Origin of the sequence: Streptococcus sp. D2, assembly GCF_006385825.1 — a bacterium.
In the GTDB taxonomy this organism is placed as follows: Bacteria; Bacillota; Bacilli; order Lactobacillales; family Streptococcaceae; genus Streptococcus; species Streptococcus shenyangsis.
Genome location: NZ_VFSI01000019.1, coordinates 25,418 through 36,990, shown reverse-complemented (window position 1 = coordinate 36,990; position 11,573 = coordinate 25,418). Strand labels below are relative to the sequence as shown.

12 protein-coding genes are annotated in these 11,573 nt (G+C 34.4%); 10 read left to right on the top strand and 2 right to left on the bottom strand.

Features of this window, described 5'->3' with window-relative positions; genetic code table 11:
• Positions 1 to 844: 844 nt before the first annotated feature.
• Positions 845 to 1,144 (bottom strand): YbaB/EbfC family nucleoid-associated protein, encoded by a 300-nt coding sequence (locus FJR73_RS09680; RefSeq protein ID WP_000981526.1) that lies wholly within the window; start codon positions 1,142 to 1,144, stop codon positions 845 to 847.
• A 185-nt stretch (positions 1,145 to 1,329) separates the two neighbouring features.
• On the opposite strand from FJR73_RS09680, the gene efeO reads away from it, so the two are divergent.
• The 10 genes from efeO to FJR73_RS09620 all read left to right on the top strand — a co-directional run bounded on the left by efeO (position 1,330) and on the right by FJR73_RS09620 (position 10,694).
• A complete protein-coding gene (gene efeO, locus FJR73_RS09675) occupies positions 1,330 to 2,202 on the top strand; it encodes an iron uptake system protein EfeO (protein ID WP_140834659.1) in 873 nt (290 codons plus the stop codon).
• Positions 2,203 to 2,207: 5 nt separating this feature from the next.
• Entirely contained in the window at positions 2,208 to 3,422 is a 1,215-nt protein-coding gene (gene efeB / locus FJR73_RS09670; protein WP_140834658.1) for an iron uptake transporter deferrochelatase/peroxidase subunit, read from the top strand.
• Positions 3,397 to 5,094, top strand: a complete 1,698-nt coding sequence (locus FJR73_RS09665) for an FTR1 family protein (protein WP_140834657.1) — start codon at positions 3,397 to 3,399, stop codon at positions 5,092 to 5,094. The genes efeB and FJR73_RS09665 overlap by 26 nt, the downstream gene beginning before the upstream one ends.
• The gene (tatC, locus tag FJR73_RS09660; protein ID WP_140834656.1) at positions 5,087 to 5,818 is read left to right on the top strand and encodes a twin-arginine translocase subunit TatC; all 732 of its coding nucleotides are present in this window, start codon (positions 5,087 to 5,089) and stop codon (positions 5,816 to 5,818) included. The genes FJR73_RS09665 and tatC overlap by 8 nt, the downstream gene beginning before the upstream one ends.
• Positions 5,802 to 5,972 carry a twin-arginine translocase TatA/TatE family subunit gene (tatA, locus tag FJR73_RS09655; protein WP_000512111.1) on the top strand — a complete coding sequence of 57 codons (171 nt, stop codon included), beginning with the start codon at positions 5,802 to 5,804 and terminating at the stop codon, positions 5,970 to 5,972. Before tatC ends, tatA begins: the two co-directional genes overlap by 17 nt.
• Positions 5,973 to 6,655: 683 nt before the next feature.
• Positions 6,656 to 6,988, top strand: coding sequence for a LytTR family DNA-binding domain-containing protein (locus tag FJR73_RS09645; RefSeq protein WP_000656277.1), 333 nt, complete (start codon positions 6,656 to 6,658; stop codon positions 6,986 to 6,988).
• A gap of 10 nt (positions 6,989 to 6,998) precedes the next feature.
• Positions 6,999 to 7,739, top strand: a complete 741-nt coding sequence (locus tag FJR73_RS09640; RefSeq protein WP_140834654.1) for a response regulator transcription factor — start codon at positions 6,999 to 7,001, stop codon at positions 7,737 to 7,739.
• Between the two features lie 10 nt (positions 7,740 to 7,749).
• On the top strand, positions 7,750 to 8,982 hold the full coding sequence (locus FJR73_RS09635; protein WP_258190716.1) for an ATPase: 1,233 nt from the start codon (positions 7,750 to 7,752) through the stop codon (positions 8,980 to 8,982).
• A gap of 884 nt (positions 8,983 to 9,866) precedes the next feature.
• Positions 9,867 to 10,064: a hypothetical protein gene (locus FJR73_RS09625; protein ID WP_001022715.1), complete on the top strand. Its 198-nt coding sequence runs from the start codon at positions 9,867 to 9,869 to the stop codon at positions 10,062 to 10,064.
• 330 nt (positions 10,065 to 10,394) lie between these two features.
• Complete coding sequence (locus FJR73_RS09620) at positions 10,395 to 10,694, top strand: bacteriocin immunity protein (protein WP_000361393.1); 300 nt, start codon at positions 10,395 to 10,397, stop codon at positions 10,692 to 10,694.
• Between the two features lie 552 nt (positions 10,695 to 11,246).
• On the opposite strand, the gene FJR73_RS09615 is transcribed toward FJR73_RS09620, so the two are convergent.
• Positions 11,247 to 11,489 (bottom strand): type B 50S ribosomal protein L31, encoded by a 243-nt coding sequence (locus tag FJR73_RS09615; RefSeq protein WP_000710764.1) that lies wholly within the window; start codon positions 11,487 to 11,489, stop codon positions 11,247 to 11,249.
• Positions 11,490 to 11,573 lie beyond the last annotated feature (84 nt).

The following is an 11,573-nucleotide window of genomic DNA, read 5'->3' as shown; positions in this document are numbered from 1 at the left end:
AGAGGCAAGTGACGAGTCAAGAGCAATGAGGCTTGAACAACGTGAAAGCCAGCGTCTTTAGGCGCTGGCTGGTAATTTGGGCTTATAGCCCTGGTACAAACCACCCGTTTGACGGGTGGTCATGATTGATATTGCGAATTGTGAAAGTCTGTTTTTTGCAGTTGTCAAAGTTTCGAAAATCAAAGGTATTGCATTGGATAAGATTATTATTCTCTCCTAACTTTACGTTGGAATAAGGTAATTGAAGAGGGAGTAGATGCTTTCTTTATTAAGATTCTAAAAAGTCTAAAAGCGAGGATTAGCTAGCTCTAGATTCTTCTCAATGAGTACGCAAAACCTTACTCTAAAAGTAAAAATGTAGAATATTATAGTGGTGCTTTAATTCTTATTAGCAACTCAAGAGTGTCTCTATAATCTCTTTAGTAGTTAAGCACATACGAAAAGTCGGCGATACAATAGTTCGCTACTATGCTGTTAGTAGGGGTTGATGACCATGTACTAATGAAATATTTGATTAAATTGCTTCATGGTTTGGCATGATTTACAATTCTCCTTAAGTATTGAAGTAGAACAATTTGGTGGACTGTTTTAGCCGGAATTTAGGAGTATAATAACAAATGGTAAAAAAGATTAAGAATGATTTTAGCGTTTAGGACTTAGTATGAGAAAAAAGTTTTCAATATCAAGCAGTTGTGATAAAATGTAATTGTTCCATAGGATTCTTTCTAATGATGGCTTGGTCGCTTTTCACTATAGATTTTATGGGACTTTTTTCTACATCAAAATAGGCTCCATAATATCTATAAGGGATTTACCCACTATAAATATTATAGAGCCTTTTTTATCAGAATGGCAATTTCCCTGCGAAAGCACCTAATTTTTTCTTAGTCGTTTCATCGATTTGTTCAAGAGCAGAGTTGATGGCTTGAACAGTCATATCAGAAAGAGTTTCAAGGTCTTCCGGGTCAACGACAGCTGGATTGAAGTCAATACTGACAACTTTCTTATCTCCAGTTAAGGTAGCTTGAACAAGGTCTTGAGCAGATTTGCCAACAAATTGCATAGCAGCAAGCTCAGCTTGACTTTGTTCCATTTGTTTTTGAAGTTTTTGTGCTTGACGCATCATATTTTGCATGTTCATCATGGTGATTTACAGTTTCCTTTTATCTTATTTTCTTTCCTATTTTATCAATTTTAGGTTTAAAAGTCTATTGTTAGTATGAATCTACTAACATTAAATTGTCTGAAAATTTATTGAAAAATGAGTGAAAACATGTTATAATGAAACGTAAAATTAATTAAGGTTTCCTGAACCAATAGGAGTAAACAATGAAAAAACTAGGTTTTATCCTTTTATCTTCAGCCTTGCTATTGACAGCTTGTGCTGTTAGGTTTGAAAAATCAGCAGATACAACCGATTCGTCTAAGGTGACAGCCTTGTCTGAAGATAAGCAAAAAATGCTTGATAAGGCCACAGCTGACTATAAGACTTTTGTGCAAGAGCAAATTGATAAACTTTTGACAGATACGGAAGGCTTTGTCAAACTGTTGAAAGAAGGTAAGTTAGAAGAAGCCAAGAAGGTCTATCCATTGATTCGTATGTCTTATGAGCGTTCAGAACCAATTGCCGAAAGTTTTGGTGAGTCAGATGTCAAGATTGACTTCCGTTTGGCAGACTATATGGACGAAAACAAGACCGAGAAAGGTTGGTCAGGTTTCCATCGTATCGAGCGTATACTTTGGGAAGACAATACAACAAAAGGAACTGAAATCTACGGAGATCAGTTGGTTAATGATATCAAGGAATTGAAAGCTAAGATTGCAACTGTAGATGTGGATTACAAGGTTATGTTGACTGGAGCAGTTGACTTGCTTAACGAAGTAGCGAAAAGCAAGATTACAGGTGAAGAGGAAATTTATTCTCATACAGACTTGTATGACTTCCGTGCCAATATTGAGGGAGCTGAGAAGATTTTCCAACTCTTTAAACCTTTACTTGAAAAATCAGACGCTAACCTAGTTAAAGAATTGGAAGCAGATTTCAAGTCTGTCAATAGCTTGTTGGACAAACACATGACCGACAAGGAACACTATAAGCTCTATACTGATTTGACAAAAGAAGATACCAAAGAATTGTCAGAAGCTGTGACAAAACTTGGTGAGCCTCTATCACAAATGGGTAAATTTCTTAGTGGAGAATAAGAGTCATGACTGAAAAAGACGAAAAGTTTTTTGAAAAGAAAATGGACCGTCGAGAATTTCTAAAAAAAGCAGGGATTGGAGGGGCTGGTTTAGCGCTAGGACTCTCTGGTGCTTCTGCTTTTTTCGCACCTAAGCTAGGAAGTCAGGAAAAAATCTCGTACGGAAATGAAAAAATTGCTTTTTATGGCAAGCATCAAGCAGGGATTAGTACGCCCATGCAAAAAAATATCTATTTTGTTGTCTTGGATTTGCATACGACGGATAAGGATAAGATTATTCAGTTGTTCAAGGATTGGACGGATTATAGTGCCAAGTTGGTCGAGGGGGAATTGGTCAAAAAAGATGGCCAGAATGCTCTCTTGCCTCCGAGCGATACTGGTGAAACAGTCGGGCTCAATCCTCATCGTTTGACGCTAACTTTTGGTGTTTCTGCGAGTTTCTTGAAAAAGATGAACTTGGAAAACAAGCGTCCACAACTGTTTAGGGATTTACCGCCTTTTCCTAAAGAGCAATTGCGTGAAAAATATACTGGTGGAGATATTGTGATTCAGGCTTGTGCCGATGATGAGCAAGTTGCCTTTCATGCTATTCGAAATCTCATCCGTAAGGGGAGAAATGCGGTGACCCTTCGTTGGAGTCAGTCTGGTTTTGCAGCTATCGGAGATCGAATGGAGACTCCGCGTAACCTCTTTGGTTTTAAAGATGGGACAGCAAATCCAACCAAGGAGCAAGACTTTGACCGCGTCATCTGGGCTGATAGTAAGGACTGGATGGAAAATGGATCTTATATGGCAGTTCGTCGGATTCAGATGTTTTTAGAGACCTGGGACCGTACTAGTCTTGAAGAACAAGAAAATACCTTTGGTCGTTACAAGGAAAGTGGTGCCCCCTTTGGTAAGAAAAATGAGTTTGATGAAGTGGATTTGAGTCTCTTACCTGATGATTCGCATGTTCGTTTGGCTAAAGAAGTGGAGAAACCACTTTTACGTCGTTCTTACTCTTACTCAGATGGGATTGATGAAAAAACTGGCCAGTTTGATACGGGCTTGCTCTTCATTTCTTTCCAGAAGGATCCTGATAACTTTGTCAAGGTTCAAACCAATCTAGGTGCTACAGATAAGATGAATGAATACATCACTCATATCGGTAGTGGACTCTTTGCTTGCTTTGGTGGTGTGGAGAAAGGAGGCTACATTGGTCAGAAATTATTGGAAGGCTAAAAGCTGGTTACTAGTTTTAGCTTTGTTATTTTTAATTCTTTCCCCAGTAGGTGCTCAAGAAAGCTTGAGTTCTTACTTTGTAAAAATCACAGATGCTTCTAAAGCGGTCAAAAATGGCAATCAGTCTGAAGCACAGAAACTTGTTACAGAGATGGCAACAGACTTCGAAGGAGTAGAAAATAAGGATTCTGAGGCTGGTAAGGTTGTTAAGGAAAAGTTAGCTCAATCAGGCGAGATTACTGATGACAAACTCACCGAACTTTCTGCAGCCCTATTAGCCTTTGAAAAAGAACAAAATCCTGTTGACCTAGATGCGGAAAAGGAAAAGTTGGTAAACCGTCTAAGTCCTCGTTTTGAAGCCTTGGAACAAGCCATTTCCTCCAAAGATTTGGAAAAGGTTCGAGAAGCCTTTAAGAAAATGAATTCCACTTGGACCATCAATGAAAGTGTGGTTCGTGACAATAGTACAGCCCATTACGGCCGTGTTGAAACAGCTATTTCTTTCTTGCGTAGTAGTATGGAAACCGAGCCTACAGATTTCAACTCAATCCAGACTTCCTTTGAGAACTTAAAAAAGGCTATTGATGATTTTGTAACTGGAAAAGAAATAGCAGCAACATCTTCGGATTTGACTCTCAAAGACGGCATTGCCCTTTTGAAGAAGGCTTTGGAACAATTTCAAGCTGGTGATCAAGCATCAGGAGCCGCTAGTATGAAGGAATTCATCACTATCTGGCCAACAATTGAAGGTTCTGTTAGCACGACCAATCCTTCCCTCTATACTCGAGTGGAAAGTGAAAGCCCTGTGATTATGGTCAAGGGAAGTGAAAAGGAATACCAAGAAAAATTAGAAAAACTGATTGTAGATTTATCACAAATTGATACCAGTGCACGTTACAATGCCTTTGATGCTATGCTCATTCTCCTGAGAGAAGGTGTAGAGGCCCTTTTAATCGTTATGGCTTTGGTAACGACCTTGAAAGCAGCCAAGCTGCGTAAAGGGCTCAAGTGGGTTTATGGTGGTGCTATCACAGGAATCATGGCAAGTCTGGTTATTGCTTTCATCCTGCAAATTGCTTTTCCAGCAGTGACATCAGGATCCAATCGTGAAATCATCGAAGGAGCAGTGGGGATTTTTGCGGTAGTTATGATGATTTTGATTGGAATCTGGCTTCACAGCAAGTCCTCAGTCAAAAAATGGAATACCTTTATGGAGTCACAAATGGAAACAGTGACTAAGACAGGTTCCTTTATTTCCATGTTTGCTCTCAGTTTTCTAGCTGTTTTCCGTGAGGGAGCAGAAACCATTCTCTTTTATGTTGGGATTATACCAAGAATTTCCAGTTTTGAATTTGTCTTGGGAATTTCACTTGCCTTGCTGGTTCTGGTAATTATTGCAATCATGATGAATAAGGCCAGTCAATTCTTCCTGCCACATAAGGTCTTCTTTATCCTGACTTGGATGATTTATGCTCTGGCTTTCAAGATGCTGGGGGTTAGTGTCCACGCTCTTCAGTTGACCAATATGGCACCAAATCACTTGCTGACAGGATTTCCAACAATCGACCTGCTTGGAATTTACCCAAGTTGGGAAGGTTTAATCAGTCAGCTAATCTTTATTATTATTGTCTTGATTGTCACTTTCAGACAGGGTGAAGAATACGATGGATAGAAAAGAATTGACAATCGTTGAACATCTGGTAGAGTTTAGAAAGAGATTATTGGCAGTGGTCATTTGTTTCTTTTTGGTATTCTGTGTTTCACTGCTTTTTGCAGATCAAATTTACCAGTATGTGACCCAATCTTTTCAGCAAAAGTTGATTGTTTTAGGGCCAAATGATATTTTATGGATTTACATACGCTTAGCTAGTCTGATGGCCTTTACTATCACCCTACCTTACACGGTGTATCATATTTGGTCTTTCATTAAACCTGGTTTAAAGAAGGAAGAAGCTAGAGCTATTTTTGCTTATATTCCAGCTAGTTTCCTTTGTTTTCTAGTTGGACTAGTTTTTGGTTTTTACTTTGTAACACCAGCCTTACTTCAGGTTTTATTAGGGCTAGGAGAAGGACTATTTGAAACGCAGTTAACAGCCCAAAATTATCTGTCCTTTGTTTTTCAAACGACCTTGCCCTTGGCTCTGATTTTTGAATTGCCGGTTATCATTGCCTTTTTGACGTCGATTGGGCTCATTGGACCAGAATTGTTGATTGCTTATCGCCGATATGCTTATTTTATCTTATTGGTACTTGCAGTCATCTTGACACCAGCCGACTTTGTTAGTGATTTGGCAATGACTGCCCCCTTGATTTTACTCTATGAATTGAGTATTGCTATCAGCAAACACATTATGAAACGCAAGCAGAAAGGAGCGAGAAATGGGAATCTTACGTGATATCGGAGCACCAGGATTGATTATTATCGTTTTAGGAGCTCTCTTAATCTTCGGACCAAAACGATTGCCTGAACTAGGCGAATCAATTGGTAAAATGCTATCCGAATTTAAAAAAGCAGTTAAAGGAAATGAAAATCAAGATAAGGAAGACTAAATCTTGTCTAATAAAAAACTTTGTACTCTGGTAACCATTGTGTGGCTAGCTAGAGTGCAAAGTTTTTTTGAGCTTGGAAAATTTGGAATTAAAAACTGATTTTAAAAATTCATGATTAAGCCTTTTATGGGTGGTCATAATTGATGTTTACAAAATTTTAAGAAAAATCAGGACAATAGTGATATATTTAAGAAGCTAATTCATAGATTATCTGATATATCCGTCCAAGATCTTGAAAAAATTGATTGACTGTTAGATATCATTTTCATTCCATATCAAGAATCAAAACAACTAAAAACAGAAGTAGTGTTTAGATAGGAAACTTTTTTAGATGTTAGAGACCCTGATTTTATGATAAAATAAGTAGAAGATTTATATTTGTAGTTAATCTTATGTCCTTGTAAAATTTTTGTATTTTTAAATGTTTTTTAAGAAATAATATTTTAAATACAGAGATAAAATATAGCCAAATAAAGAGTAGTGTAAAATTTGAATTGCCTTCATAGCTTTCCTTTCATTAGAAATTAGTTTATCAAATGAAGAAAGATTAATATTATTGAGATACTAAAAAGTATCTATTTTATCCTGAAATGTCTAAATTAAGAAAATTTTTACCATTTGAGATTTTTATAATTTAATTTCCATCATTCTGATAAGATTAAACTTATAGAAGGAGGCTAAATATGAAAGACTATATTTTATATCAAGATAGAGCTATCGTAAAGGTACCACTCTCTAAAATTTATTATGTTACAACTCACCCAACAAAAGCTCATGCTGTTCTTTTTGTAACAGCAGAAGGGAATTTTGAAGCTTCAACCTCACTAGCTAAAATCGAAGAGGAAAGTACAGAAGAACTTATTAGATGCCATAGAAAGTTTCTTGTGAATAAAGATAAAATAGCAGGATTTAATCATGAGACAAGAACGATTATGTTTATGGATGATAGAGTATCAGACATCGCTTGTTCTAGAAGACACTTTACAATATTAAAAAATCAGTGGAAAAATATATAGGAGTGAAGTAGTGAATATTTTTATACTAGAAGATAATTTTTTACAACAGACTAGAATTGAAAATGTTGTCAAAAAAATTTTGGTGGATAATAAGATTGAGTATAGGCATTTTGAGGTTTATGGAAAACCTCAACAGCTTTTAGAGGACATTTCAGAGAGAGGAAATCATCAATTATTTTTACTTGATATTGAAATAAAAGATGATGACAAAAGAGGATTAGACGTTGCTAGAGAAATTAGAAAACTTGATTCTCAAGCAGTGATTGCTTTTGTAACATCACATTCTGAGTTTATGCCTGTATCTTTTGAATATTTAGTATCGGCTATTGATTTCATTGATAAAGAATTACCTGAACCATTATTTATCAAACGAATTGAAAATGTTATTTTAAGTGTTAGCGATAATCAAAGAAGAACAGTATCTGAGGACTCTTTTATATTTACAGGATCCAAAGCTCAAATTCAAGTCCCTTTTAAAGATTTATTGTATATTGAAACATCAACAATTGCTCATAAGTTGACTCTCTATTCAAAACGAGACATAGTTGAATTTTATGGACAATTGTCAGATATTCTTAAACAGGAACCACGTTTGTTTCAATGTCATAGATCATTTATCGTAAATCCTTATAATATATCTTTAATTGATAAAGAAAACCGGATAGTTCATTTTCAGAACGGATCCTCTTGTATTGTCTCTAGATTAAAAATTCGTCCACTTATGAAAGCTATCGAAAGACTTCATGACTAAGGAGATTTAGATGATATTTTTTTTAAATATTTTAGGTGTTTTTCTATTGTTATGTATCCATGCTAGGGTTGTAGGTGAGAGATTAAATCTGAAAAAAGTAGTAATGTCCATTATTCTGTTCCATCTTTTAACATTACTATTTATTGTTTTATTTAAATCAACTGAATTTTACTTTCTTGGGTCATTATTGCTTTATCCTACCTTTTTTATCCTATATACTTTGTCTATTGGTAAATTAAGAAGTAAGGTTTCTTTATTACTTTTTTACTCATTATTTCCAATTGGATTTTGGGATGTCATCAAAAATTTCTTAGGTTACTTTATAATTTCTAAGATTCCAATATTGTATAGACTATATGAAACTAATCTAGGAACAATGATTTTCTCTTTATTAGCTGAAATTATTGTGTTATTTCTTATTAGTCTCTTTCGATATAATTTTAGTCATTTAAAAATAAAGAACTTGGATAGAAAGACAAAATTTATTTTAATTACTGCGGATACTTTAATGCTAGCCTATTTTATCTTACCACCTTATATAAACTACAGTGATAAAGTAAGTTGGGATAGAATGTTGGATTATAAAGAATTATTGACAGCAGTTTACTTTTTATTGTTTATTTGTTTTGTTAATCTATTGGATAGAAAATTACTTCAAGAATTACAGGAGAAAGTCGTTCTACAAAAAGACATTCAATTGCAAAATCTTAGCAATTATAGTCAACAAGTTGAAGGGTTGTATCAAGAAATTAGAGGCTTCAGACATGATTATGCTAATATTTTGTCAAGCTTAAAAATAGGTATAGATCAAAAAGATATTAATCTGGTTTCTCAAGTTTATGATAGTGTTTTGAAAAATTCTGGTGAAAAATTAAAAGGCAAGCGTTTTGATGTAGCACATCTAAGAAATATCAATGATTTGGCGCTAAAGAGTTTACTATTATCTAAGTTATCGGAGGCCCAAAACTTATCTATTCCAGTTTCCCTGGAGATTAGTGAACAGTTCTCTATAAAAAATATGGAACAAATTGACTTCTTAACAATTACTTCTATCTTGTTAGATAATGCTATAGAGTCCGCAGCAGAAGGAGGAATAGCAATTGGAAATAGAACTTTAAAAGAGTCCCCCTTAAAATATTCTATAGAATATTTTAAGGGGGACTCTTTTGTTATGACTTTATATACATTTAAATGCTCAATTTATAGCAAACATAGGAATTCTGACGTAACCATTTTATGGTGACTCTCTTTCATTACTTTGATTCTAGGGTCAGGGGCCAAATGATAAGATGGTCTTTTTTTTAATAGATAAGGTATTCATTAATGGAAACTATGGAGGGGTAAGGAATTTCCTCTATGTTAAAGAGGATCATATCAGTTTGAATGGCTCTGGTTTCAAAGTCTATTTCTTTGGATTACATGATGATAGTAAGGTAAGTTGTACCTTCCTTATTTTTTAGCTAGTTCCTGTAAATGAGTTAGGAAATAGTCATAACAATAAAACTGGGCAAAAAAGCTAGAGTGACGAGTTCACAATATCTAGCATCGATTTGTGGAACAAATTTTAAAATGGTTTATTTTTAATATTGAAAGGTTACAAATCATGAAAAAATACGTTTCGTGATGAAAAAAGTACATTTAAAGACTTTGTGGTAAAAATCTCTTCTTTCCTGATATACTGAACTTGTCAAGGTTATAATCTCATAAAATCATATATTATAGAGGATCTACTCATCGTGGAAGCAAAAACAACTCATTCAAAATAGTTTTAAAAAAATAAGAGGTGCTAATATGTTAAATGAAACTATGATTCAGCTTATACTCATTGCGATTTGTTGCATGTACATTATTTTTAACACCAAGGCTGATAAAAACCCAAAGAGAGGATATCGTACAGCTTTGTACCTTTTCGTTTTGGCTGGTATTATATCGTATATTATGAACTATCTAAATTGGTTAGATTTTTTCTTATTAATAACTCCGATAATGTGTCTATTTAAATTTGAAGATAAGTGGAGTTAGCAGCATGTAAATACTTTGTGGTAAAAATCGATTTTGTACTGCTATACTGAACTTGTCAAGATTATAATCTGACAAAAAATACCTATTATATAGGAGGTATCCATTGTGAATATAAAAACTATCGAACAAGTTAATGTGCGAAAAGCTGATACTCTTGCTACTGTTGAAGGAGGTAAAAATGACTTGACATGTATTTTAGATACGGCAGGGATGGTTGAGATAGGCTTTTTCAACGCTGATCCTGTTAGTGTTACATTTGCGATTTCAACAGGCGGGCTAGCGGCAGAAAGTTTTTGTAAATAATGAGAAAAATAATTAGTATATTTTATATTATTTCTCTAGGAATCTTGTCTTTACTAAAGTCACAAGATATTGTTGATATCATAGCAACTCTACTATTGATTTGTATAGGTTTAAAAGGAATAAACCAAAAGGGAACTTTATAAGGTTGTGACGACTATAATTTTTAGCCTCATTACATGTTTGGACAATGTTTCATTTGTTAATTTCCAAATTGAGAATGGGGGTATTGTAACTAAGTGTGATTGTGAGTCAACTAAAGATGTCATGGCTAATGGTTGGATATCATCATTGGGGAGGAGATATTGGATTTTAGCTTATAGAGGATAATTTATGGATAAGAGAACAGAAGAAATTCTTAATAAGATTTATAATTTGATTTTAGATACAGATATTCATAAAAATGAACGAGATATTTTATTACGTTATAAAATTCTATTAGAGAATACAAAAAATGAGCAGAGAGTTGTCATGGAGTTGGCTGAAGCTCTTCGTCAGCAGGCTGTTAGTGGGATTAATAGTCACAAATCAATGAGCCCAAAGGTTGCGACATTTTATAAAGAAATTGCCACATATGGACAATTGAGTAAAAATCTAGCTCAAGGATTAATTTCTTTTGGTATAACGAGATAAGGAAAATGAGCAGAAAAAACTTACCAAGTTTTTAACAAGACAAAAAATTTTTTATATAAATCTAAGGAAGTATTCATGATGAGACAATTTGAAGTAATATTGTCCAGCATTGAAGGTGGACTTTCATGTTTTGAGAAGGAATTGTTGCTTTAGGAGGACATGGTGGAGCTATTATAAGCTTTTTGGGAAGAACTGGAGATATAGAACGTTGAGGTACAGATGAAGCATCGTTTAATAATTGCAATTAGTTTTATAATGACTGGGATAGCCATTAACATTTTATTCGAATCAAATACTATTATTCATAAATTTATTGCTATATTAGGTCTGAGTATGTATTATAGAGGTGTTTTTAGAGAGTATAAAAACTTTAAAAACAATTCAGATTTTTAAATTTTATATTAAATCACGTAATTTGTGTGGCCTTAAAATTTGTGATTTAATAAACTTTATAAAATTGTAAAACAAAAAAAGTACCTAATAGCATACTGAATACTTTGGATCAATAGTCATGTAACAAAAAAAGAACAGCTGAAACTGTTCTTTTTATCATTATTTGAGACCGTATTTTTTGTTGAAACGATCCACGCGTCCATCTGCTTGAGTGAACTTTTGACGTCCAGTGTAGAATGGGTGTGAGTCTGATGAAATTTCCACACGGATCAATGGGTAAGTTTCGCCTTCGAACTCAACTGTTTCGTTAGAGCGTTTTGTTGAACCGCTAAGGAATTGGTAACCAGTAGTTGTGTCCATGAAGACAACTGGGCGATATTCTGGATGGATATCTTTTTTCATTTTGCAATATTTCCTTTCTGCCATGGTCTCTTTGCGAGCCATAGATTGTTACCATACTAGTCTATCAGATTCTGAAAAATTTGG